This window comes from Streptomyces argenteolus, assembly GCF_042902585.1.
Classification (GTDB): domain Bacteria; phylum Actinomycetota; class Actinomycetes; order Streptomycetales; family Streptomycetaceae; genus Streptomyces; species Streptomyces argenteolus.
On sequence record NZ_JBIBEG010000002.1, the window covers coordinates 572,912 to 593,668 of the forward strand.

The 20,757-nt window shown below is 73.0% G+C and carries 19 protein-coding genes; 9 read left to right on the top strand and 10 right to left on the bottom strand.

Translation table 11 applies throughout. The features are described from left to right. Positions 1-19: 19 nt before the first annotated feature. Positions 20-436 carry a VOC family protein gene (locus ACFY8O_RS09095; RefSeq protein ID WP_387900217.1) on the top strand — a complete coding sequence of 139 codons (417 nt, stop codon included), beginning with the start codon at positions 20-22 and terminating at the stop codon, positions 434-436. Positions 437-494: 58 nt separating this feature from the next. On the opposite strand, the gene ACFY8O_RS09100 is transcribed toward ACFY8O_RS09095, so the two are convergent. The 4 genes from ACFY8O_RS09100 to ACFY8O_RS09115 form a co-directional block, all read right to left on the bottom strand. Then, on the bottom strand, positions 495-1,661 hold the full coding sequence (locus ACFY8O_RS09100; RefSeq protein WP_145801639.1) for an alkaline phosphatase PhoX: 1,167 nt from the start codon (positions 1,659-1,661) through the stop codon (positions 495-497). A 116-nt stretch (positions 1,662-1,777) separates the two neighbouring features. After that, the gene (nirD, locus tag ACFY8O_RS09105) at positions 1,778-2,137 is read right to left on the bottom strand and encodes a nitrite reductase small subunit NirD (RefSeq protein WP_145801641.1); all 360 of its coding nucleotides are present in this window, start codon (positions 2,135-2,137) and stop codon (positions 1,778-1,780) included. After that, complete coding sequence (nirB, locus tag ACFY8O_RS09110) at positions 2,137-4,722, bottom strand: nitrite reductase large subunit NirB (protein ID WP_387900220.1); 2,586 nt, start codon at positions 4,720-4,722, stop codon at positions 2,137-2,139. Before nirB ends, nirD begins: the two co-directional genes overlap by 1 nt. Beyond that, positions 4,722-5,987, bottom strand: a complete 1,266-nt coding sequence (locus ACFY8O_RS09115; RefSeq protein ID WP_145801643.1) for an NAD(P)/FAD-dependent oxidoreductase — start codon at positions 5,985-5,987, stop codon at positions 4,722-4,724. Before ACFY8O_RS09115 ends, nirB begins: the two co-directional genes overlap by 1 nt. A gap of 149 nt (positions 5,988-6,136) precedes the next feature. Between ACFY8O_RS09115 and ACFY8O_RS09120 the strand changes: the two genes are divergently transcribed. Further along, positions 6,137-6,928: a sulfite exporter TauE/SafE family protein gene (locus ACFY8O_RS09120; protein WP_387900222.1), complete on the top strand. Its 792-nt coding sequence runs from the start codon at positions 6,137-6,139 to the stop codon at positions 6,926-6,928. 148 nt (positions 6,929-7,076) lie between these two features. On the opposite strand, the gene ACFY8O_RS09125 is transcribed toward ACFY8O_RS09120, so the two are convergent. From ACFY8O_RS09125 to ACFY8O_RS09140, 4 genes are all read right to left on the bottom strand, one after another. Further along, the gene (locus tag ACFY8O_RS09125; protein ID WP_387900224.1) at positions 7,077-7,709 is read right to left on the bottom strand and encodes a class F sortase; all 633 of its coding nucleotides are present in this window, start codon (positions 7,707-7,709) and stop codon (positions 7,077-7,079) included. A gap of 29 nt (positions 7,710-7,738) precedes the next feature. Beyond that, the gene (locus ACFY8O_RS09130; protein ID WP_387900226.1) at positions 7,739-8,467 is read right to left on the bottom strand and encodes a hypothetical protein; all 729 of its coding nucleotides are present in this window, start codon (positions 8,465-8,467) and stop codon (positions 7,739-7,741) included. A gap of 452 nt (positions 8,468-8,919) precedes the next feature. Continuing rightward, complete coding sequence (locus ACFY8O_RS09135) at positions 8,920-9,402, bottom strand: DUF5990 family protein (RefSeq protein ID WP_387900228.1); 483 nt, start codon at positions 9,400-9,402, stop codon at positions 8,920-8,922. A gap of 32 nt (positions 9,403-9,434) precedes the next feature. Beyond that, positions 9,435-10,229, bottom strand: coding sequence for an aminotransferase class IV family protein (locus ACFY8O_RS09140; protein ID WP_387900230.1), 795 nt, complete (start codon positions 10,227-10,229; stop codon positions 9,435-9,437). Between the two features lie 61 nt (positions 10,230-10,290). On the opposite strand from ACFY8O_RS09140, the gene ACFY8O_RS09145 reads away from it, so the two are divergent. The 3 genes from ACFY8O_RS09145 (at position 10,291) to ACFY8O_RS09155 (ending at position 11,820) form a co-directional block, all read left to right on the top strand. After that, entirely contained in the window at positions 10,291-10,866 is a 576-nt protein-coding gene (locus ACFY8O_RS09145) for an NADPH-dependent FMN reductase (protein ID WP_387900232.1), read from the top strand. Positions 10,867-10,924: 58 nt separating this feature from the next. Continuing rightward, a complete protein-coding gene (gene cutA / locus ACFY8O_RS09150; protein WP_145801651.1) occupies positions 10,925-11,263 on the top strand; it encodes a divalent-cation tolerance protein CutA in 339 nt (112 codons plus the stop codon). A gap of 80 nt (positions 11,264-11,343) precedes the next feature. Beyond that, entirely contained in the window at positions 11,344-11,820 is a 477-nt protein-coding gene (locus ACFY8O_RS09155) for a gamma-glutamylcyclotransferase family protein (RefSeq protein ID WP_387901065.1), read from the top strand. On the opposite strand, the gene ACFY8O_RS09160 is transcribed toward ACFY8O_RS09155, so the two are convergent. Then, positions 11,783-13,858 carry a molybdopterin oxidoreductase family protein gene (locus ACFY8O_RS09160; RefSeq protein ID WP_145801652.1) on the bottom strand — a complete coding sequence of 692 codons (2,076 nt, stop codon included), beginning with the start codon at positions 13,856-13,858 and terminating at the stop codon, positions 11,783-11,785. The two genes, ACFY8O_RS09155 and ACFY8O_RS09160, sit on opposite strands and share 38 nt — an antisense overlap. A gap of 67 nt (positions 13,859-13,925) precedes the next feature. Next, positions 13,926-14,705 (bottom strand): SanA/YdcF family protein, encoded by a 780-nt coding sequence (locus ACFY8O_RS09165; RefSeq protein WP_387900235.1) that lies wholly within the window; start codon positions 14,703-14,705, stop codon positions 13,926-13,928. 177 nt (positions 14,706-14,882) lie between these two features. On the opposite strand from ACFY8O_RS09165, the gene ACFY8O_RS09170 reads away from it, so the two are divergent. The 4 genes from ACFY8O_RS09170 (at position 14,883) to dnaG (ending at position 20,712) form a co-directional block, all read left to right on the top strand. Then, positions 14,883-15,788 (top strand): sirohydrochlorin chelatase, encoded by a 906-nt coding sequence (locus tag ACFY8O_RS09170; RefSeq protein ID WP_387900237.1) that lies wholly within the window; start codon positions 14,883-14,885, stop codon positions 15,786-15,788. A gap of 36 nt (positions 15,789-15,824) precedes the next feature. Next, positions 15,825-17,135 carry a deoxyguanosinetriphosphate triphosphohydrolase gene (locus ACFY8O_RS09175; protein WP_387900238.1) on the top strand — a complete coding sequence of 437 codons (1,311 nt, stop codon included), beginning with the start codon at positions 15,825-15,827 and terminating at the stop codon, positions 17,133-17,135. A gap of 118 nt (positions 17,136-17,253) precedes the next feature. Then, positions 17,254-18,513 carry an NAD(P)/FAD-dependent oxidoreductase gene (locus ACFY8O_RS09180; protein ID WP_387900240.1) on the top strand — a complete coding sequence of 420 codons (1,260 nt, stop codon included), beginning with the start codon at positions 17,254-17,256 and terminating at the stop codon, positions 18,511-18,513. A 288-nt stretch (positions 18,514-18,801) separates the two neighbouring features. Beyond that, positions 18,802-20,712: a DNA primase gene (gene dnaG, locus ACFY8O_RS09185; protein ID WP_387900242.1), complete on the top strand. Its 1,911-nt coding sequence runs from the start codon at positions 18,802-18,804 to the stop codon at positions 20,710-20,712. The last annotated feature ends 45 nt before the right edge of the window (positions 20,713-20,757 follow it).

Sequence of the window (20,757 nt, forward strand, 5' to 3'; positions counted from 1 at the left end):
ACGGAAGAGTGGAACGATCATGACTCAGCCTCAGATGATCTTCGTGAACCTGCCGGTCAAGGACCTGGAGGCGTCGAAGAACTTCTTCTCGAAGCTCGGCTTCGGCTTCAACCCGCAGTTCAGCGACGAGACGACGGCGTGCCTGGTCATCAGCGACACGATCTTCTCGATGCTCATCACCGAGCCGCGCTTCAAGGAGTTCACGAAGAAGGAGATCGCCGACGCCGGGAGGACGACCGAGGTCCTTCTCGCCCTGAGCGCCGAGAGCCGCGAGAAGGTCGACGAGATGGCCGACACCGCGCTGGCCAACGGCGGCTCGCCCGCCAACGACCCCATGGACGAGGGCTTCATGTACGGCCGCTCGTTCCAGGACCCCGACGGCCACATCTGGGAGGTCGTGTGGATGGACCAGGCCGCCGTCGAGGGACAGGCCTGAACGCCGGTACGGGGAGGCCGCCGCCGGGTGGAGCCCGTGCCGGCCTCCCCGCCTCCCGTCAGGACCGGAACGGCCCCGTGACCTCGTAGGTGATGCCGCCCGACGAGCTGCCGCTCGTCCCGCGCTGCGAGGAGAAGTAGAGCCGCTTGCCGTCCGGGGAGAAGGCGGGGCCGGTGATCTCCGAGGAGGACTGGCCGTTGATCCGCAGGAACGGGGCGACGGTGTCGTCGGGGGTGATCAGGCAGATCTCCATGCTGCCGCCGTCCTCCGCGACGTACAGGTCGCCGGAGACGGCGCGGGTGACGTTGTCGACACCCGTCAGCGGGGCGCTGCCGCTCGTGACGAGCGAGTCGTCGTAGACGAGCGAGAGGGACGAGGTGTTCGCGTCGTACGCCCACACCCGGTTGTCGCCCTTGGTGGTGAACCAGCAGGTGCCCGCCGCGTAGAAGCAGCCCTCACCACCGTTGAAGACCTTGGCGCCGGAGACCTGGTAGCGCGTCTGCGTGGGGGAGCCGTCCGGGTCGGGGACCGTCGTCCAGGTCACCGGGCCGCTGGTGCCCGTCCCGGCCACCAGCACCTGGAGCGTGCCGCTCGCGAGGTTGCCCCAGGTGGTGGGACGGAAGCGGTAGAAGCGGCCGTCCGTCTCGTCCTCGGTCAGGTAGACGTAACCGTGGTCGGGGTCGGCCGCCGCCGCCTCGTGCTTGAAGCGGCCCAGCGCGGGGCGCTGGACCGCGGCGTTCACGCCCCACGGGTCGGTCTCGTGAACGTAGCCGCGCGTGACCTCCTCGCAGGACAGCCAGGTGTTCCACGGGGTCCTGCCGCCCGCGCAGTTGTTGTTGGTGCCGGACAGGATGCGGTAGGCGGAGGTGACGTTCCCGGAGGAGTCGAAGCGCACCGCGCTCGCCCCGCCGCCGCTGCCCGAGGACACCTCGGCGTTGGAGACGTAGATCCAGCCGCTGCCGTCGGTGAAGGTGGCACCGCCGTCCGGTGCGCTGTGCCAGGTGTACGAGGTCCCGGGGACGGTCTGCCCCGAGCGGGCGATGATCCTGCTGGTGAAGCCGCTCGGCAGGAGGATGCCGTTGCTGTTGGCCGCCTGCAGCGCGCCGTAGGGCCCGGTGGCGGGCTGGGCGGGATCGGCGAAGGCGGCACCCCGCCAGAGGGTGCCGCCGAATGCTGCTGCCGAGCTGCCGATCACGGCCGTGCGCAAGAAGGTCCGACGTTCCACGATCACTCCACGGGTGACGTGCCGGCCCGCCGGTCCGGTCGGCCCGGCGGGTGGAACGTCAGGACAGTAGAGGGACCCAGTTGACGCAGCGTCAACTCCAGGTGAACGGTCCGCAGTCAGTCGGCGCGGACCGCGAAGACCGGCACCGTGACCTCGTCGTCGTCCAGGCAGGCGCCCGTCTCCAGGTCGAAGCGCTGCTTCAGGAGGGGGGACGCGACGAACGGCCGGCCCGCCGCGGAGCCGATCAGGCCCCGGGACAGGACGTACGCCCCGGTGAACGGGTCGCGGTTGTCGATCGCGTACGCGCGCCCCGCCCGGTCCACGAACAGCGCCACCTGCCGGCCGTCCGGGAGGAGCGCCGCCACCCCGCGGCCCGGAGTCAGCAGCGCACGGTCGCAGACCGTGAGCCAGCCGTCCCCGTCCGCGAGCTGGATCGTCCGGGTGTCCTGCGCCGTTTCCATCGTCTGGGTCGTCATCAGGAAGAGGTCCCTTCAAGGGTACGGATGGCGAGCACCGGGCCCGCGAGGATCTCCAGGTCGGGCTTGACCTGGTCGCGCTCCGGGACGAACTTGACCGAGGGGTCGGGGGCGTCCGGGGCGTTGACGAAGGTCACGAAGCGCCGCAGCCGCTCCGGGTCGTCGATGGTCGCGGCCCACTCGTCCCGGTAGCCGGCGACGTGGTCGGCCATCAGCCGCTCCAGCTCGTCGCAGAGGCCGAGCGAGTCGTGGACGACGACGTCCCGCACGTGGTCCAGGCCGCCTTCGATCCGGTCGAGCCAGGTCGAGGTGCGCTCCAGGCGGTCCGCCGTGCGGATGTAGAACATCAGGAACCGGTCGATGAGGCGCACCAGTTCGGCATCGGACAGGTCCTGGGCGAGCAGGTCCGCGTGGCGCGGGGTGGCGCCGCCGTTGCCGCCCACGTAGAGGTTCCAGCCCTGGGCCGTGGCGATGATGCCGAAGTCCTTGCCGCGCGCCTCCGCGCACTCACGGGCGCAGCCCGAGACCGCCGACTTCAGCTTGTGCGGGGAGCGCAGGCCGCGGTAGCGCAGCTCCAGATCGATGGCCATCCTGACCGAGTCCTGCACGCCGTAGCGGCACCAGGTCTCTCCCACGCAGGACTTGACCGTGCGCAGGGACTTCCCGTACGCGTGGCCGGATTCGAACCCGGCGTCCACCAGCCGGGTCCAGATCAGCGGCAGCTGGTCCACCCGGGCGCCGAAGAGGTCGATCCGCTGCCCTCCCGTGATCTTGGTGTAGAGACCGAAGTCGCGGGCCACCTCGCCGATCACGATCAGCTTCTCCGGGGTGATCTCACCGCCGGGGATGCGGGGTACGACGGAGTACGAGCCGTTGCGCTGGAGGTTGGCCAGGAAGTGGTCGTTGGTGTCCTGGAGTGCCGCCTGCTCGCCGTCCAGGACGTAGCCGCTCGCACCGACCGTCGGGGCCAGCGAGGCGATGATCGAACCGACCGTGGGCTTGCAGACCTCGCAGCCGTCACCGCCGCGTGCCGCCTCACGGCCGTGCGAGTCGAGGAGGGAGGCGTACGTCGTGACCCCGAGGGTGCGGACGATCTCGTACAGCTCGCTGCGGGTGTACGCGAAGCAGCCGCACAGCCCCTGGTCCTCGGGCTGCGGCAGGAGCTGTCCGATGACCTTCACGCAGCTGCCGCAGCCGGTACCGGCCTTGGTGCACTTCTTCACCTCGGGCAGCGTGGTGTGCTCGCAGATCGCGCCCTTGGTGACGTTGTGGCAGGAGCAGATCACGGCCTCGTCGGGAAGCGAGGACGGGCCGAGGGTGACCGGGCCGCCCGCGCCGGCCGGGAGCACGAGCTGCTCGGGAGCGACCGGGAGGACCGTGCCGGTCATCGGCCGCAGCGTGCCGTACTGGTCGGCGTCGCCGACCAGGACTCCGCCGAGCAGGGTGCCGTCCTGGCCGATCACCAGCTTCTTGTAGACCCCGGAGCGGGAGTCGGCGTACACCACGTCGAGGCAGCCCTCGGCGGTGCCGTGCGCGTCCCCGAAGGAGGCGACGTCCACCCCGAGCAGCTTCAGCTTGGTCGAGAGGTCGGCGCCGGTGAAGGAGCCCGCGTCGCCCGCGATGACGTCGGCGACCGCCAGCGCCATCTCGTAACCCGGCGCCACCAGTCCGTAGACCCGGCCGTCCGAGGCCAGCGCGCACTCACCGATCGCGAAGACGTGGCTGTCGGAGGTGCGGCACTCCTCGTCGACGACGATGCCGCCGCGCGGACCGACCGCCAGACCGCAGTCGCGGGCCAGCTGGTCCCGGGGGCGCACGCCGGCGGAGAAGACGACGAGGTCGGTCTCCAGCGAGGAGCCGTCCGACAGGGACATGCCGTCGACCCTGCCGTCCTCGCCCGCGGTGACCTCCTGGGTGCCGACACCCGTGTGGACGGTCAGCCCCATGTTCTCGATGGTGCGCAGCAGCGCGGCGCCACCGCCCTCGTCGACCTGGACCGGCATCAGCCGGGGTGCGAACTCCACGACGTGCGTGTCGAGTCCGAGCCCCTTCAGGGCGCCCGCCGCCTCCAGGCCGAGGAGCCCGCCGCCGACGACCGCACCGGTTTTCGCGGTCTTCGCGTACTCCTCGATCGCGAGGAGGTCCTCGATGGTGCGGTAGACGAAGCAGCCCTCGGCGTCCTTGCCGGGGACCGGCGGGACGAAGGGGTACGAGCCGGTGGCCAGCACCAGCGTGTCGTAGGAGAAGGTCTCACCGGAGCGGGCGGTGACGGTGCGCGCCTTACGGTCGACGCTCTCCGCCGGGTCGCCGACGCGCAGCTCGATGCCGTGGCGCTCCATGAAGCCCGCCTCGACCAGCGAGAGGTCCTCCGGAGTCTTCCCGGAGAAGTACGAGGTCAGCTGCACCCGGTCGTACGCGGGGCGGGGCTCCTCGCAGAGCACCACCACCCTCGCGGTGCCCGCGGCGGAGGTCAGGCCGCGGTCGGCGAGCGCTTCCAGGAACCGCTGTCCGACCATGCCGTGCCCGACGACCACGATCGTCGGCACGCCTGCGGTGGGGGCGGTCGGGGGAGTGGACACCGGCATCAGAAGCCTCCGTCGTTGGTGAGCAGGTGGAGCAGGGACATGTCGGCGGGGAGGGGTTCGTCGTCCTGCCAGGTCCGGGCGAGGGTGCCGACCGCGGCGAGATCGCCGAACAGCACCCCGCCCGCCAGCCGGTCGCCCCGGACGACGACCGTGCGGTACGCGCCCCGGGTGGCGTCGGCCAGCCGGATCACGTCGTCGCCGGGCATCGGCCGGGAGTCGCCGAAGGCGGCCAGGTCGAGTCCGCCGGGCGTCCCGGAGACGACGGCGGCTCCGGTGGTTCCGGCAGGGACGGGCGCGGCGGAGGGGGAGCGCAGGGTGAGCCGGGTCAGGGCCCGGGTGCCCCCGTAACGCGCGGGCCGTCCCGCCAGCACCTCGGCCAGCACGTCGGCCTGTTCGAGCGCCGCGCCCGCCAGCCCGTAGACCGTCCCGTCGTGTTCGGCGCAGTCGCCGACCGCGTGGATGTACGGGTCCGAGGTGCGCAGCTCGTCGTCCACGACGACGCCCTTGCGGACATCGAGCCCGGCGGCCTGCGCGAGACCCGTCCGGGGACGGACGCCGCAGGTCAGGACCGTGATCTCGGCCTCCAGCTCGTAGCCGTCGGCGAGTTCCACGGCCCGCACCGCCGGGGTGTCCCCGTCGGTGCAGCGCAGTCCGCGCACCCGGCACTCGGTGTGCACCTCGACCCCGAGGGACTCCAGGTGGTGGCGCAGCATCCCGGCCGCCTCGGCGTCCAGCTGGCGCTCCATGAGGTGCTCGCCCTGCTGGGCCAGCACCACCTGGGCGCCGCACTCCGCCAGTGCGCGTGCGGCCGACACCCCGAGGAGCCCGCCGCCGATCACGACGGCGCGCACTCCGGGGCGTACGGCCGCGCGCAGGGTCAGGCAGTCGTCGAGGGTGCGGAAGGGATGCACCCCGTCCGGCAGCATGTGACCCAGGCCCCGCAGCGGCGGCAGCACCGGGTTGGAGCCGGTGGCCAGCACCAGGTGCTCGTAGCCGACGACACTGCCGTCGTCGCAGAGCACCTGCCGGTCCGCCCGGTCGATCCGCACCACGCGCACCCCGCGCCGCACCTCGGCGGGCGGCAGTGCGATGACGTCCGGCTCGTACCGGCCGGCGAGCACCTCGGCCAGCAGCACCCTGTTGTACGGTGCGTGGGCCTCCTCACCGATGACGGTCACCCCGGGGACCCGGGCGGCGAGCCGTGCGCCCGCCATCCCGGCGCCGATCACCACCACCCGCGCCGCGTTCTCCGTCCGTGTCCTCATACCGACGAGAGTGCGCGGCGGGTGTTACCCGACCGCATCCCTCCTGTTTCCCGGGAGGAACCTTGCGCTCAGCGCGTCCGTACGCGCTCTGTGAGGGCCGGGGCACGGCCGGTTGGACGGTGTACCCACCATCTGTCTAAGGTCCGGGCATGCCTGAGATCACCCTCACCACCCTGATCCTCCTCTGTCTGGCCGCGGCGGCGGCCGGCTGGATCGACGCGGTGGTGGGCGGCGGCGGGCTGCTCCTCCTGCCCGCCCTCCTGCTCGGCCTCCCGCACGTCCCGGCCGCGCACGTCCTGGGCACCAACAAGGCGGTGGCCATCGTCGGCACGTCGGGGGCCGCCGTCACCTACGTACGCAAGGCGCCGGTCCAGGTCGGGACCGCCGTACGCATCGGGCTGATGGCGCTCGCCGGGTCGATGACCGGCGCCTTCTTCGCGGCGGGCATCAGCAGTGACGTGCTCCGCCCGGTGATCATGGTCGTACTGCTCGGCGTCGCGGCGTTCGTGCTGCTGAGGCCGTCCTTCGGCACGGCGGCGGCGGGGGACGGCACCGGCCGGAAGGTCACCAGGGCCCGCACGGTCACCGCGATCGTGCTGGTCGGCGGCGGCATCGGCTTCTACGACGGGTTGTTCGGGCCGGGCACGGGCACCTTCCTGGTGCTCGCCCTGACCGCCGTGCTCCACCTCGACCTGGTCACCGCGTCCGCCACCGCCAAGATCGTGAACGTCTGCACCAACGGCGGCGCGCTGGCGATGTTCGCCTACCAGGGCACCGTCCTGTGGCAGCTGGCCGCGCTGATGGCCGTATTCAATCTGGCGGGCGGGATGTTCGGGGCGCGGATGGCCCTCAGGAAGGGCAGCGACTTCGTCCGGGGTGTCCTGCTGGTCGTGGTGTTCTCGCTCGTGGCCAAGCTCGGCTTCGACCAGTGGACGGCCTGATCACCGTCGCTCCCCCCGCCCGGGCCGATCACGCGCCGACGGGCTGATCCCACGCGCGGACGGGCTGATCCCACGCGCGGACGGGTTGATCACGACAGTGGCCGGGCGCGTCACGCACGCAAGCGCGGTCGGCGCACGGACGGCCCGCTCACCGCACCTCCGTCAGGTGGGCGTACGCCACGACGTTGCCCAGGTAGCCCGTCTCGCGGGTCCAGCCGCCGCCACAGGTGATCAGCCGCAGCGAGGCATGGGGCGTGCTGCCGTAGACCCGCTTGTCCGGGAAGTCGTCGTTCTCGTACACCTCGACCGCGTCCACGGAGAAGACGGCCGTGCGGCCGTCGCGGCGGTCGATCTCGACCCGGGCCCCCTTCTTCAGTGAGCCGAGACCGTAGAAGACGGAGGGCCCCTCGGCGTTGTCGACGTGTCCCGCGACGATCGCCGCGCCCTCCGCGCCCGGGGGAGTGCCGTCCTCGAACCAGCCGGCCAGGTTGCGGTCGTCGGCGGGCGGTGCGTCGAGCCGGCCGTCCGCGCCCAGCGCGAGCCCCGTCATGGGCGCGTCCACTCCGATACGGGGGATGCGGATCCGTACCGGTGCGGCGGGGCGCAGCGGCTCGGCGACCGGTGAGCCCGGACGGAGCTCGGGCCCCGCCGCGAAGGCCTCCGCGGTGGACGGCTGGGGTGCCATGAGCCGGCCGGCCGCACCGTTGTGCACCAGCCAGAGGCCGCACAGTGCGACGATGCCCGCCAGCCAGGCCCTGGCCCTCAGTGCCGTCCTGTCCACGTCGCCGCCTTCCGTGGCTCGGTCTGGTCTCAGTGCCGTGTGCCGTCCGCGCGCCGCCTGCGCAGGAGCAGGACGCCGCCGACGGTCGCAGCCGCGACGAGGCCCGCGCCCGTGGCGAGCTGTGCGGTGTCGGGGGCGGCGCTGCCGCCCACCCCCGTGTCGACGTGCCCGGAGGGGCGGCTCGGCTGCGCCGTCGGCCGGTTCCCCGGCGGGCGGACGGGCGGCTTCGCGGACCCCGGGCCGGTGGGGTCGGCTCCGGGAGGGGTCAGGGGCGCGGGCCGGGTGCCGGGCACCGTGGCACCGGCCTCGTCCCCCGCTCCCGTCTCCGCCGGGGCGGTCGCGGCCTCCTCCTCGCCGGTCTCGGACCAGAGGGAGCCGGGGAGCGCGGAGAGGCTTTCGGCCGTCTCCGGTTCGTCCGCCGCCAGGTCGCCGGGGGCGCCGAGGTCCTCGGGAGCAGGGGCGCTCAGGTCCTCGTCGGCCGGGCTGCCGGGGGCGGTCAGGTCGTCGAGGGCGCCCGTACCGCCGGGTGCTTCCAGGTCCTCCGACGTCTCCCCGGTGCTGTCGCAGGGGGCCGCCGTGTCGCCGTCCACGGCCCCGGGGCCGCACTCCGCCGGTACGGGGGCGGCCGTCGCCGCCACGGCCGGCCCGGATCTGCCGAAACCGTCCGCGTGGGCGGACGGGGCGGCGGTGAGTCCGAGCGCGGCGGCGGTGAGGGCCGCGGCGGCGGTACCGGTCACGAGGCGGGCGGGGCTGCGCATGGGAATCCTCCGGGCAGACGGATGTGTCCTGCCTCCGAGGTAACGGGCCCCGCCCGGCTGCTGCACGTTGACACCTGGTCAGCTTTCACCCGTCCGGCCCCGTGGAGCGCGCCCGGCTCCTCCGTCCCGTGCAGGTCGAGGCGGTGCGGGAGAGCCGCACGGGCCGCCGGTGCCGATCGGGTGACCCCTCCGCCGAGCGGGTGTGACGCAGGTCACGCACATGGATGGTGAGAGGCCGGGCACACGGTCCATGCACCCCCCCACGGGACGGCCCCCCCCCGCCGGCCCCCCGACAACCGCCCTCACCGGTCCACCCCCCCCTGGGACCGGTGAGGGCGGTGTCGCGTCCGGCTCGAGTTCCGGGTGGTGCTCCTCCGCGTCCGGCTCGGGGCTTCGGACGGTGTCCCCGCCTCCGCCTCCGCCTCCGCCTCCGTCCGGCCGTTCCCTCCGCGTCAGGCCGGGCCTTCGCCCGCGCTTCTCCCGTCCGTGGCGGACCAGGTGATGTCCGGTGGGCGCACGCGGGCGCACCGGGGCAGCCCTCTGTCGTCGGTCAGGCGCAACCGTGCGGTGAGGTGTCCGGACAGCGCAGCCGCCTCGACGACCTCGGGTGCGACGTCGCTCAGCATCAGCTTGGCGCGCCGGAACATGGTGAAGGTCCCGGCGGGGTCCACGGTGCCCCAGGACAGATAGACGAAGTGCCCGCCGAGTCTGTTCTGGATGTACGGACCCGAGACCTCGACGCCCTCCGGGGTGCGGGCGGTGACGCAGTCCAGGGTCCAGGCGGCGCGCGCCGCGTCGCCCGGGTGCAGGCCGAGCAGTTCGCCGGGCCGGTCCTTGCGCTGGACACCGACATGGATGTTCCCGAAGTCGGCGAAGGCGGTGCCGGGGGCGCAGGTGCGGCCCGGAAGCGCGGAGGCCTCGATGTGGATCTGCATGAGTCCCATGGTCCCGTACGCGCCCCGGCCGCTCAGACGGTCTCGCCGGGGGCGGCCTCGTACACCTGCTCCAGCAGGTCCATCAGCTCCTCGTCGAGGGCGAAGGTGGTGGAGTCGATGCGGCTCACCGGTGCGATGCCCTGCGAGTTGGTGACGAACGCCGCGCGGTAGGTGCCCACCGCGTCCAGCGTCACCGGGCGCCTCGCCGAGGGGCGCTCCGCCCGTGCGAGTCCGGTCTCCAGCAGCGCCATGGTGATGCCCGTCAGTGCGGGCGCGTCCGGCCAGACCACCGAAGTGCCGTCCCAGAAGCCTATGTTGGTGATCGACCCCTCGGTGACCAGGCCGCCGGGCGCGGTCAGCAGGGCCTCGTCGAAGCCCGAGCGCTCGGCCAGCCGCCCGTAGTACATCTGGCCGAACTCACCGGGGCGTTTGATGTGCGGCACGGAGCGCGCGTACGGCACCGACATCAGGCTCCGGGGCGCACCGGTCATGTGCGCCGGTTCCCGTACGGCCACCATCGGCACCGTCTCCTCGCTGCCCGGCGGCAGGAAGCCGTGCACCCGTACCGACGCGTCCCGCATCCCGGCGCCGTCGAGCGCGTGCCCGATCAGTCCCCGCACCCGTTCCCGGTCCAGGGGCAGCCCGAACAACTCCCGGTTCGCCGCGTCCAGGCGGTCCAGATGCAGGGGCAGGCCGCGCACCGTACGGTCCCTGACCTGCATCGCGGTGAAGTGGCCGTAGCCGGCGAAGGCCGGGATCAGCAGGTCGTCCCCGGTGGCGGGGCGGCCGTCGAACTCGACGTACGGGGCGGGAGCGGAAGGCGTCATGGCACCACGGTAGAACGTGCCAGTTGACCTCAATCATGGTTGAGGTGTGAGTCTGCCGTGCATGGACCTCACCACCTCGCCCCTCCCGTCCGCCGCCCCGCTGAAGATGGCCGTCATCCTCGGCAGCAACCGCGAGGGCCGCTTCGGGCCCGTCGTCGCCGACTGGTTCCTGGCCCGCGCCGCCGGGCACCCCGGCATCGAGACCGAACTGATCGACGTGGCGGAGACCGAACCTCCGGCCGCCCCCACCGCCCGTGCCGTCCCGCACCTGGCCCGCGCGGACGCCTTCGTCGTCCTCACACCCGAGTACAACCATTCCTACCCCGCCCCGCTGAAGAGCCTGATCGACCGCCACTTCGCCGAATGGCAGGCCAAGCCCGTCGCGTTCGTGTCGTACGGCGGGGTCTCCGGCGGTCTGCGGGCCGTCGAGCACCTGCGCCAGGTCTTCGCGGAGCTCCACGCCGTCTCCGTGCGCGACACCGTCTCCTTCCACAACGCGGGCGCCCTCTTCGACGACCGGGGCAGGCACCGGGACCCGGCCCAGGCCGACGGGGCGGCCAAGAGGATGCTCGACCAGCTGGTCTGGTGGGGCCGGGCCCTGCGCGACGCCAGGAACCGGCATCCGTACGGCAGCTGACGCCGCGCTGGCCGACAATCGAGGGGCCGCGCCCGCCCAGAGCACGAGGAGACCGGGAATGACCGAGCCCGCAGGGCTGACCGTACTGACCACGACGGACAGCGAGGAGAAGGCCCGGGCCCTGGCGAGGGGGGCGGTGGACGCCAGGCTGGCCGCCTGTGCCCAGATCTCGGGGCCCGTCACCTCGGTCTACCGGTGGGAGGGCGCCGTCGAGACCGGTGAGGAGTGGCAGGTGCTGTTCAAGACGACCCCGCACCGCTACGACGAGCTGGAGGCCCACCTCGTCGCCGCCCACGACTACGAGACACCCGAGATCATCGCGACCCCGGTGGTCCGCGGCAGCGCACGCTATCTGGCCTGGGTGTCGGCGGAGACGGCCCCCACAGCCGCCCTGTGACCGGCTCGCCGCCCGACGCGCAGGCCGGGTCAGGCCCGGGGACCGGCCCCGGCAGTGTTCGGGCGACCGGCCCCAGGGCCGTGCCGGCGGACGCCCCGGCAGCCGGCTCCCAGCTGCCGTTCTTCGTCTACGGCACGCTGCTCCCCGGCGAGCGCAACCACGACCGCTTCCTGCGCGGCCGTACGCGCGCGGAGCAGCCCGCGGTGCTGCCGGGCGCCCTCCTCTACGAGGGCCCCGGCTATCCGTACGCCGTCGAGGGCCACGGCACGGTCCACGGCTCGCTGGTCACCGCCGACCCCTCGGCGTACGCCGAACTGCTCGGGCTCCTGGACGACCTGGAGCAGTACCTGGGCCCCGGCCACCCGCGCAACCTGTACGAACGGATGGCCCGCCCCGCCCTTCTGGGGCAGGCCGTGTCCGGGACCGCCGTGCCCGTCCGGGCCTGGGTCTACCTCGCGGCCGGTGCCGTCGCCCGCTCGCTGCGCACCGGCGGCACACTCGTGCCCGGCGGCAACTGGCTCACCCGGCGGCCTCCACCCGCACCGCGCACACCTTGAACTCCGGCATCCGCGACACCGGGTCGAGCGCGGGGTTGGTCAGGGAGTTGGCCCGCCCCTCGCCCGGCCAGTGGAACGGCATGAACACCGTGTCCTGCCGGATCGCCGACGTGATCCTGGCCGGTGCCACCGCCCGCCCGCGTCGCGAGGTGACCGCCACGGTGTCGCCCTCCGCCACCCCGATCCGCTCCGCCAGCCGAGGGTGGAGCTCCACGAACGGCCCCGGCGCCGCGGCGTTCAGCTCGGCCACCCGGCGGGTCTGCGCCCCGGACTGGTACTGGGACACGACCCGCCCGGTGGTCAGCACCACCGGGTACTCGGTGTCCGTCTCCTCCGCGGCCGGGCGGTGCGTGACCGGGACGAACCTGGCCCGCCCGTCGTCCGTCGCGAACCGCTCCAGGAACAGCCGCGGCGTCCCGGGGTGGTCCTCGCCGGGACAGGGCCAGAACACCCCGTCCTCCGCCGTGATCCGGGCGTAGGTGATGCCCGCGTAGTCCGCGGCGCCGCCCGCCGAGGCCCTGCGCAGCTCGTCGAAGACCTCCTCGGGGCCGGCCGGGAAACCCTTCCCGTGTCCCAGGAGGGCGGCCAGCGCGTTCAGCACCTCCAGGTCGCTCCGTACCCCCTCCGGAGGCGTGACCGCCCGCTGACGCAGCAGCACCCGGCCCTCCAGGTTGGTCGTCGTCCCCGTCTCCTCGGCCCACTGCGTCACCGGCAGCACCACGTCGGCCAGCGCGGCCGTCTCCGACAGCACCACGTCGGCGACCGCCAGGAAGTCCAGCGACTTCAGCCGCTCCTCGACGTGCCCCGCGTGCGGCGCCGAGACCACCGGGTTGGATCCCATGACCAGCAGCGACCGCACGTCCCGCCCCAGCGCGTCCAGCAGTTCGTACGCGCTGCGTCCCGGCCCCGGGAGGGTGTCGGGGTCGACGCCCCACACGCCGGCCACGTGCCGGCGCGCGGCAGGGTCCGTGAGCTTGCGGTAGCCCGGCAGCTGGTCGGCCTTCTGGCCGTGCTCCCGGCCCCCCTGGCCGTTGCCCTGGCCGGTCAGGCAGCCGTAGCCGGACAGCGGGCGGCCCGCGCGGCCGGTGGCCAGGCAGAAGTTGATCCAGGCCCCCACCGTGTCCGTGCCCTTCGCCTGCTGCTCGGGGCCCCGGGCGGTGAGCACCATCCCGCTCTCCGCGCCGCAGAACAGCTCGACGGCCTCCCGAAGCTGCGGGACGGGCACTCCGGTGAGCCGCTCCACCAGCTCGGGCCAGTGCGCCATGGCGCCCGCCCTGGCCTCGTCCCAGCCGCTCGTCCTGGTGCGTACGAAGTCCTCGTCCACCCGGCCGTCCGCCACGACCAGGTGCAGCATGCCGAGGGCGAGGGCCAGGTCCGTGCCCGGCCGGGGGGCCAGATGCAGATCCGCCTGTTCCGCCGTCCTGGTCCGGCGGGGGTCGATGACGATCAGCCGGCCGCCGTTCTCCCGCAGTTCGGTGAGGTAGCGCAGGGCCGGCGGCATCGTCTCCGCGAGGTTCGAGCCGACCAGGATCACGCACCCGGTCCTCGGGATGTCCTCCAGCGGGAACGGCAGTCCCCGGTCGAGCCCGAAGGCCCGCTGGTGCGCCGCGGCGGCCGAGGACATGCAGAAGCGGCCGTTGTAGTCGATCTGCGAGGTGCCGAGCACCACCCGGGCGAACTTCCCGAGGGCGTACGCCTTCTCGTTGGTGAGCCCGCCGCCGCCGAACACGCCCACGGCGTCCGCGCCGTGCTCCGCCCGTGTCCCGCGCAGCCCGTCGGCGATCCTCTCCAGCGCCTCGTCCCATCCGGCCGGGACCAGCTCACCGCCCTCGTCGCGTACGAGCGGTCCGGTGAGACGCACCCCGGCGGCGAGCACGGCCGGGGCGGTGCGGCCCTTCCCGCAGAGCGCGCCCCGGTTGACGGGGAAGTCCGTACGCTCCACGACCTCGACCACCGCGCCGTCGGTGACCGGTCGCAGCTTCATCCCGCACTGGAGGGCGCAGTACGGGCAGTGGGTGGACGTCTCAAGGCTGGCCATGGTCCCAGCGTGCGAGCCCGGTATTACGGGGACCGGTGCGTCCGGTTACGCACCGGGTACACGCACCTCAGCCCGCCCCGCCCGGCACGGTGAGGTCGGCCGCGAGCGCCTCGGAGACCCCCGTCTCCCGTGGGCCCAGGAAGTGCGGATCAGGCTCGAAGACCGCGTCCAGGAGCGCCTTGCCCGCCGCGAGGACCTCCCGCGTCCCGCCGTAGTACCAGGTCACATCGTGTACGGCGTCGACCCCAACCCCGTACGCGTCGATGCCCGCGGACCGGCACAGGGCGATCGCCCGGCGTATGTGGAAGCCCTGGCTCACCAGGACGGCCCGGTCGACTCCGAAGATCTTCTTCGCCCGGACACAGGAGTCCCAGGTGTCGAACCCCGCGTGGTCGCTGACGATCCGCCCGTCCGGCACCCCGCGTCCGGTCAGATACGTGCGCATGGCGTCCGGCTCGTCGTACTCCACGCGGCTGTTGTCCCCGGTGACGAGGACGACCCGCACCTTCCCCGTCCGGTACAGCTCGGCGGCGGCGTCCAGCCGGTGCGCGAGATACGGCGACGGCCTGCCCTGCCACAGCCCGGCCCCGAACACCACGGCGACCTGCCGCGCCGGTGCGTCGGCGGTCGTGCGCACCCGCGCGTCGGCCGTGGTGTACAGCCAGGCCGCGGGTGCCAGCGCCACCGCGCAGGCGACCATCAGCGCCTGCGCCAGCCGTCGCTGTCCCCGCCGGCTCCGCGGCAGCCGTGCCCGGGCGAGGGCGGGCCTCACCCGGGTCCACGCGGTCGCGAGCAACCCCCCTGCCCGCGCGGACGCGCGTTCCCCCCGTTTTCCCAGCAGCCCCATGCGGCGCCCCCCGCGCTCGTCCCCGATCCTCGAAGAAGGGGACGAACGGCGGACGCAAAAGGTTCGCACCGGTGTGAACAGGTACTGACAGTGAGTGCCCCCCTCCCGTGAGACAGCGGCAAACACCCGTCACCGGTGCGAAACGGCCCGGCAACGTCCGGCCTTCACCATCGGTTCATGACGGAGACGGCATCGGAACACATCGGTGAGCCCCTGTCCCTCGACAGCACGGCGCAACTCCTGACCCGCATCACCTCCCAGCTCGGAAGCCAGCTCAGTCTCGTCTCCCTGAACGGAACCCGCAGGCCCATGCACCTGACCCGCAGCTCAGCCCCCACCCTGGTCGCCGTCGCGCACGGCAGCCGGGACCCGCAGGCCCTGCGCACCGTCCTGGAGCTCCTGGACCGGGTGCGGGAGCTGCGGCCCGGTCTCGACGTCCGCCTCGGTCACATCGAGCTGAACGAGCCCCTGCTGCCGGACACACTGGACGGCATCGGGCGCGGCGACGCCGTCCTCGTCCCGCTGCTGCTCGGCCGGGGCCACCACGTCCGTCACGACCTGCCCCTCGCCGCCTCGGCCGCGCGCCACCTGCGGACCCGCGTCGCGGCGCCGCTCGGACCGCACCCCCTGCTCGTCGAGGTCCTGTACGAGCGGCTCGTCGAGGCCGGGTGGCGCGACGAGGACACCGCGAGCCGCGGCGCGGGCGTCGTGCTCGCCGCCGCCGGGTCCCGCGACCCCGACTCGGACGTCGACGCCCGCCGCACCGCCGCCCTGCTCAGCGACCGCCTCGGCGGCGTACCCGTCGTCCCCGCCTACGCCTCGGCCGCCGCCCCCACCGTGCCGGCCGCCCTCCGGGCCCTCACCGCCCGGGGGTGTCACCGGATCGCCGTCGCCTCCTACTTCACGGCGCCCGGCCGCTTCGCGACCGTCTCGGCCGCCGCCGCACCGGGGATCGCCGCCGAGCCGCTCGGCGCCCACCCGGGCATGGCACGCCTCCTGCTGCACCGCTACGACCAGGCCCTGACCGGCACCGCGTCCGTCCACGGTGCCCTGACCCACACCCCGCTCCTGGCCTCCGCCTGACCCTTCCTGTCAGCCCGGACGATTACTGTCGAGGGCATGGACGGTACGCACGACCCCAGGGCCACGCCCTACGGACCCGCCGACACCGAGCGCTGGGACACCGAGCCCGACAAACGGCCCGGCCGCACCGCGTTCCAGCGCGACCGCGCGCGTGTGCTGCACTCCGCCGCCCTGCGCAGGCTCGCCGGCAAGACCCAGGTCGTCACACCGGGAACCCGCGGACGGGCCTGGGACGCCAGCCCCCGCACCCGGCTCACGCACTCCCTGGAGTGCGCCCAGGTCGGCCGGGAGCTCGGTGCGGCCCTCGGCTGCGACCCCGATCTGGTGGAGACGGCCTGTCTCTCCCACGACATGGGCCACCCTCCCTTCGGTCACAACGGCGAACAGGCGCTCAACGACTTCGCGTCGGACTGCGGCGGCTTCGAGGGCAACGCCCAGTCGCTGCGCCTGCTGACCCGCATCGAACCCAAGCGCTTCGTCCGCGATCCGCGCAGCGGTGAGCTGGTCAGCGTGGGCCTCAACCTGACCCGCGCCGCCCTGGACGCCGCCACCAAGTACCCCTGGTCCAGGGGCGCGCATCCGGTGGACCCCTCCTCCCCGAAGTTCGGGGTGTACGAGGACGACCTGCCGGTCTTCGCCTGGATCCGCAAGGGCGCACCGCAGGACGGCACCTGCTTCGAGGCCCAGGTCATGGACTGGTCCGACGACGTCGCCTACTCCGTGCACGACTTCGAGGACGGACTGCACGCGGGGCACATCGACCCCGGCTGTCTCTTCTCCGCGCCGGAGCGCGCGCAGATCTGGGAGGTCGCCATCGGGCGCTACGTCCCGGCGGACACCGATCCGCAGGAGCTCTCCGACGCCCTGGACCGGCTCACCGCCCAGGAGTGGTGGCCGCGCGGCTACGACGGCAGCGCGGTCGCCCAGGCCCGGCTGAAGGACGCGACGAGCCAGCTCATCGGCAGGTTCTGCCTGGCGGCGGAGGCCGCGACCCACGCCGCGTACGGCCCCGGGCGGCTCGGCAGGTACGGCGCCGCACTCATCGTCCCGCGCGAGGTCCGGCACGAGTGCGCCGTCCTCAAGGCCGTCGCCGACCGTTACGTCATGCAGCGCGCCGAGCAGGAGGCCATCCGCGCCGACCAGCGGATCGTCATCGCCGAACTCGCCGCCGCGCTCACCGCCCGCGCCCCCGAGGGCCTGGAGCCGCAGTTCCGCGCGCTGCACGAGGCGGCGCCCGACGACCGGGCCCGCAAGCGGGTGCTCGTCGACCAGATCGCCGCGCTCACCGACGCCTCCGCCCGGTCCCTCCACAGGACTCTCACGGGGGTTCGGCAGACTGGACCATGACCGGGCCACATGCCAGCGGCTGTGACCTGATCGAGGCACACCCTCTTTCGCCATCACCCTGCGTGCGGGACGCTCGCAGGTGGCGGCGCCGCGCAGCACAGTACCGAGGAGGCATCAAGTGGTCGACGCACATCGGACGTTCGTCATCATCGGCGGGGGACTGGCCGGAGCGAAGGCGGCCGAGACACTCCGGGCGGAAGGCTTCAGCGGCCGGGTCATCCTCATCGGCGACGAGCGCGACTATCCCTACGAACGGCCTCCCCTCTCCAAGGGGTACCTGGCGGGCAAGGACGAGCGGGAGACCGTCTTCGTCCACAGGACCGCCTGGTACGCGGGCGCCGACATCGAGCTCCACCTCGGCCAGGTGGTGACCTCCATCGACCGGGCCGGCCGCTCCGTGCAGCTCGGCGACAACACGGTCGTCCACTACGACAAGCTGCTCCTCGCCACCGGTGCGGAGCCGCGCCGCCTCGACATCCCGGGCACCGACCTGGTGGGAGTGCACCACCTGCGCCGCCTCGCCCACGCCGACCGGCTGCGCAACGTCCTGGCCGCCCTCGGCCGTGACAACGGCCACCTGGTGATCGCCGGAGGCGGCTGGATCGGCCTGGAGGTCGCCGCCGCCGCCCGGGGATACGGCGCGGAGGTCACGGTGGTCGAGCCCTCCGCGACCCCGCTGCACCACGTCATCGGCCCGGAGCTGGGCCAGATCTTCACCGATCTGCACTCCGAGCACGGCGTCCGCTTCCACTTCGGGGCCCGGCTCACCGAGATCACCGGCCAGGACGGCCTGGTTCTGGCGGCCCGCACCGACGACGGCGAGGAACACCCCGCCCACGACGTGCTCGCCGCGATCGGCGCCGCACCGCGCACCACGCTGGCAGAGGCCGCCGGCCTCGACATGGCGGACCGCGCCCAGGGCGGCGGGGTCGCCGTCGACGCCTCCCTGCGCACCTCGGACCCGCACATCTTCGCCGCGGGCGACATCGCGTCCGTCGAGCACCCGCTGTTCGGCGGCCGGCTGCGCGTGGAGCACTGGGCGAACGCCCTGAACAGCGGCCCGGCCGCGGCCAGGGCCATGCTCGGCCAGGACGTGACGTACGACCGGGTCCCGTACTTCTTCTCCGACCAGTACGACCTCGGCCTGGAGTACTCGGGCTGGGCGCCCCCCGGCTCGTACGACCAGGTCGTCATCCGGGGCGACGCGGGCAAGCGCGAGTTCATCGCCTTCTGGCTCAAGGACCGACGGGTCCTCGCCGGGATGAACGTCAATGTGTGGGACGTCACCGAGAGCATCCAGAAGCTGATCAAGGCCGCCCGGCCGGTCGACGTGGACGCGCTGGGCGACCCCTCCGTGCCGCTGGACTCCCTGGCCTGAGCCGGAGGTCCGGGACCGGCCGGCGGCGCCCCGGACCGCCCGCGCCCGGCCGGTCCCGGACCTCCGGCCCCACCCCAGGGCCTTTCGTTCGGATCAGGCCGGGCTCGCGTGCGCGGGCACCGCACCTCGGAGCGTTGCCGTCGATCTTCCCCGAGCTCTCGGCTTCGCTTGAGCAGGGGAGACCCCGACCGCTCCGCCTCGCCTCGATCCTCCGCCGTGCGATGCACGGCACCGGGCCCCGCTCCCCGCTCCGGCCTGCTCCGAAACGAAAGGCCCTAGACTTCACTCGTGGCAGGCAGGATCAATGACGACGACGTGAAGGCGGTACGGGACGCGGTCCCGATCGACGCCGTCGTGTCCGAGTACCTCCAACTGCGCAACGCGGGCGGCGGAAACCTCAAGGGTCTGTGCCCGTTCCACGACGAGAAGTCCCCCTCCTTCCAGGTGAGCCCGAGCAAGGGCCTGTTCCACTGCTTCGGGTGCCAGGAGGGCGGCGACACGATCGCCTTCGTGATGAAGATCGACCACCTCACCTTCTCCGAGACGGTCGAGCGGCTCGCCGCCAAGGCGGGCATCACCCTGCGGTACGAGGAGGGCGGCTACAACCCCTCCCACCAGCGCGGCGAGCGCATCCGCCTGGTCGAGGCACACAAGATCGCCGCCGACTTCTACCGCGAGCAGCTGAACGGCCCCGAGGCCGAGATCGGCCGGAAGTTCCTCGCGGAGCGCGGTTTCGACCAGGACGCGGCGGCCCACTTCGGGGTGGGCTACAGCCCGGCCGGCTGGGACCACCTCACCCGCTATCTGCGCGGCAAGGGCTTCAGCGACAAGGAACTCATCAGCTCCGGCCTCTCCCAGGACGGCCGCCGGGGCCCCATCGACCGCTTCCGCGGCCGGCTGATGTGGCCGATCAGCGACACCTCGGGCGAGATCGTCGGCTTCGGCGCCCGCAAGCTCCGGGACGACGACAACGGCCCGAAGTACCTCAACACCCCCGAGACCTCGATCTACAAGAAGTCCCAGGTGCTCTACGGCATCGACCTGGCCAAGAAGGACATCGCCAAGGCGAGCCGGGCCGTCGTCGTCGAGGGGTACACCGACGTCATGGCCTGCCACCTCGCCGGGGTCACCACCGCCATCGCCACCTGCGGCACCGCGTTCGGCAACGACCACATCAAGATCCTGCGCCGGCTCCTGATGGACAACGGCAGCGCCCGCGTGATCTTCACCTTCGACGGCGACGCCGCGGGCCAGAAGGCCGCTCTGCGCGCCTTCGAGGACGACCAGAAGTTCGCGGCCGAGACGTACATCGCGATCGCGCCCGACAACATGGACCCCTGCGATCTGCGGCTGGCCAAGGGCGACGACGCCGTCCGCGACCTGGTGGAACCCCGCACCCCGCTCTTCGAGTTCGCGCTCCGCCAGATCGTCGGCCGGTACGACCTGGAGACGCCCGCCGGGCGCGCCGCCGCTCTCGACGAGGCCGCCGCCGTCGTGGCGAAGATCAAGACGAGCAGTGTGCAGCGGGAGGTGGCCGTCCAGCTCGCCGGCTTTGTCGGCATCCTCGACCAGGAGTTCGTCGTCCACCGGGTCCACCAGCTCGCCCAGTGGGCCCGGGGCCGGGGCGGCGAGCAGCGCGGACCCGCGCCCGGCTCCTCCCGCGCCGGCGCGCAGCCCGCGCAGGTCAGGGCCCCCGCCGCCCCCTCCGGCCCCGCGCTCAACCTCCGCAGCCCCGCCCACCGCACGGAGCGCGAGCTGCTCAAGCTCGCCCTGCAGAAGCCGGCCCTGGTCTCCCCGGCTTTCGACGCGTACGGCGTGGACGAGTTCACCGCCCCTCCGTACGCCGCGGTGCGCCAGTGCATCGCGGAGGCGGGCGGCGCGGAGCTGGGCGTCTCGGAGGCCCGTGAGTATCTGGTCCAGGTGCTCGACGCGACCCCCGACGACACGGTGCGCAAGCTCGTCACCGAGCTCGCGGTCGAGGTCTTCCACGGCAAGACCATCGACGAGTCGTACGCGGGCCAGCACCTGGTCAAGGTCCGCCTGCGGGCCGTCGACCGCAGGATCGCGGACGTGCAGAGCAGCCTCGCCCGCCTCGGCAGCAACGTCGCCCCGGAACACCTGGCCGCCGCGCAGAACGAGGTCTGGGTCCTCCAGCAGTACGCGCAGTCGCTCCGGAACCACGGCGCCGACGCCCTCTGAGCCGGATCAGCACCCCGTCACCCTCCGGACGCAAAAAGTCACCGC

What these genes read in the sequence shown, in the direction of transcription:
- ACFY8O_RS09095 (WP_387900217.1), top strand. Translation starts at nt 20, where the DNA reads ATGACTCAGCCTCAGATGATCTTCGTGAACCTGCCGGTCAAGGACCTG.
- nirD (WP_145801641.1), bottom strand. Translation starts at nt 2,137, where the DNA reads ATGACGACCCAGACGATGGAAACGGCGCAGGACACCCGGACGATCCAG.
- nirB (WP_387900220.1), bottom strand. Translation starts at nt 4,722, where the DNA reads ATGCCGGTGTCCACTCCCCCGACCGCCCCCACCGCAGGCGTGCCGACG.
- ACFY8O_RS09115 (WP_145801643.1), bottom strand. Translation starts at nt 5,987, where the DNA reads ATGAGGACACGGACGGAGAACGCGGCGCGGGTGGTGGTGATCGGCGCC.
- ACFY8O_RS09120 (WP_387900222.1), top strand. Translation starts at nt 6,137, where the DNA reads ATGCCTGAGATCACCCTCACCACCCTGATCCTCCTCTGTCTGGCCGCG.
- ACFY8O_RS09130 (WP_387900226.1), bottom strand. Translation starts at nt 8,467, where the DNA reads ATGCGCAGCCCCGCCCGCCTCGTGACCGGTACCGCCGCCGCGGCCCTC.
- ACFY8O_RS09135 (WP_387900228.1), bottom strand. Translation starts at nt 9,402, where the DNA reads ATGCAGATCCACATCGAGGCCTCCGCGCTTCCGGGCCGCACCTGCGCC.
- ACFY8O_RS09140 (WP_387900230.1), bottom strand. Translation starts at nt 10,229, where the DNA reads ATGACGCCTTCCGCTCCCGCCCCGTACGTCGAGTTCGACGGCCGCCCC.
- ACFY8O_RS09145 (WP_387900232.1), top strand. Translation starts at nt 10,291, where the DNA reads ATGGACCTCACCACCTCGCCCCTCCCGTCCGCCGCCCCGCTGAAGATG.
- cutA (WP_145801651.1), top strand. Translation starts at nt 10,925, where the DNA reads ATGACCGAGCCCGCAGGGCTGACCGTACTGACCACGACGGACAGCGAG.
- ACFY8O_RS09160 (WP_145801652.1), bottom strand. Translation starts at nt 13,858, where the DNA reads ATGGCCAGCCTTGAGACGTCCACCCACTGCCCGTACTGCGCCCTCCAG.
- ACFY8O_RS09165 (WP_387900235.1), bottom strand. Translation starts at nt 14,705, where the DNA reads ATGGGGCTGCTGGGAAAACGGGGGGAACGCGCGTCCGCGCGGGCAGGG.
- ACFY8O_RS09170 (WP_387900237.1), top strand. Translation starts at nt 14,883, where the DNA reads ATGACGGAGACGGCATCGGAACACATCGGTGAGCCCCTGTCCCTCGAC.
- ACFY8O_RS09175 (WP_387900238.1), top strand. Translation starts at nt 15,825, where the DNA reads ATGGACGGTACGCACGACCCCAGGGCCACGCCCTACGGACCCGCCGAC.